This is a genomic window from Pseudomonas sp. CH235, from assembly GCF_004368175.1.
GTDB classification, from domain to species: Bacteria; Pseudomonadota; Gammaproteobacteria; order Pseudomonadales; family Pseudomonadaceae; genus Aquipseudomonas; species Aquipseudomonas paraglycinae.
Map to the genome: position 1 here is coordinate 1 of NZ_RRZJ01000062.1, position 1,962 is coordinate 1,962.

At 65.7% G+C, this 1,962-nt stretch carries 1 protein-coding gene; it reads left to right on the forward strand.

Annotated features, from left to right (window positions below; translation table 11 throughout):
- Positions 1-1,962: autotransporter-associated beta strand repeat-containing protein (locus EIY71_RS28410; RefSeq protein ID WP_178083803.1), on the forward strand; the 1,962-nt coding region annotated here is incomplete at both ends.

The window sequence follows — 1,962 nt, forward strand, 5'->3', positions numbered from 1 at the left end:
ACGGCAGCGCCAACCTGACCGTCAACGGCACCAACACCTTCAGCGGCGGCACCACCCTCAACGCCGGCACCCTGACCCTCGGCGCGCCCGGCGCATTGGGCAGCGGCACGCTCACCGTCGGTGGCGCCGCGACGCTGGACAACAGCAGCGCTTTCACCCTCGGCAACAACATCACCCTCGATGCCGGGCTGACCCTGGCCGGCAACAACGGCCTGACTCTCAGCGGCGTGATCGACGGCGCCGGCAGCCTGACCAAGACCGGCCTGGACGACCTGACCCTCAGCGGCAACAACACCTTCACCGGTGCGCTGAACATTGCCGCCGGCAGCGTCACCACCGTGAGCAGCGGGGCGCTGGGCAACACCTCCGGCGCCAACGTCAGCGCCGGCGCCAGCCTCAATCTGGGCAGCAACGCCAGCCTCAATGGCCTGAGTGGCAGCGGCAGCGTGCAGATCGGCGGCGGCAACACATTGACCGTGGGCGGGGTCAGCAGCACCAGCACCTTTGACGGCGACCTCAGCGGCAACGGCGGCCTGACCAAGGTCGGCACCGGCACCCTGAACCTGACCGGGATCAACGGCATCATCGGCAACACCGCCGTCAACGGCGGTACCCTGAACCTCAGCGGTTCGCTGGCCAGTGCCCAGGTCAACGTCAATACCGGCGCCACCCTCACCGGCAACGGTTCGGCGCTCGGCGCGATGACCATCAACAGTGGCGGTCACCTGGCCCTGTCGTCGGGTAATACACTCTCGGCCGGATCATTGACGCTCGCAGCCGGCAGCAATGTCGATGCGGCGCTGGGGACGCCATCGACCACGTCGCTGATGAACGTCGGCGGCAACCTCACCCTCGACGGTAATCTCAACGTCACCGATGCCGGTGGGTTCGGCGTCGGTGTGTATCGTCTGTTCAACTACACCGGTGCCCTGACCAATCTGGGCCTGGACGTTGCCAGCGTGCCGGTCGGTTATGGGCTGGGCGATCTGGTGGTCCAGACCGGGGTCGCCAATCAGATCAACATTCAGGTTTCGGCGCCGAATTCGGACATTCGTTACTGGGACGGCAGCCAGACCATCGCCAACGGTACTGTCGATGGCGGCAGCGGTACCTGGAACGGCGCCGGCACCAACTGGACCGACGCCAATGGTCTGGTCAATCAGACCTGGGCCGGCGACTTCGCGGTGTTCCAGGGCACGGCCGGCACGGTATCGGTCAATGGCACGCAACTGTTCACCGGCATGCAGTTCCTCACCGATGGCTACAACGTGGTCAACGGCACCTCGGGACTGCTGACCGCCGTCAACGGTGCCGGCGGCACCACGGCGATGCGCGTTGATCCGGGCGTGACTGCCACGGTCGGCGTGAACATCAACGGCAGCGGCATTCTCAATAAACTCGACAGCGGCACCCTGGTGCTCAATGGCGCCAACAGCTACACCGGCGGCACGCAACTCGATGGCGGCAAAATCGTGGTAGGCAACAACACCGCGCTGGGCAGCGGTGCGTTGATCGCCAATGCTGGCACGCAACTGGACAGCAACACCGCCGTGACCCTGACCAACGCGACCACGCTCAACGGCAACCTGACGATCCTTGGCAGCAACGCGCTGACCCTCAACGGTGTGATCAACGGCACCGGCGGGCTGATCAAGAACGGCTCGGCCAACCTGACCCTCGGCGGCAACAACGCCTTCCTCGGCCCGGTGGCATTGAACGCGGGCGGACTGGTTCTGGCGTCGAACAGCGCGCTGGGTTCGGCCACCCTGAACGCGGCGAATGGCACCACCCTGGATGCCAGCGGTGCTGTCACGGCGGGTAACGCGATCAACCTGGCGGGCAACCTCGGTATCGTCGGCAGCAACGATCTGACACTCAGCGGTGCGATCAACGGCGCCGGCAGCCTGACCAAAAACGGCGCGGCCAACCTGATCCTGAGCGGGGCCAACAACTTCCTCGGCG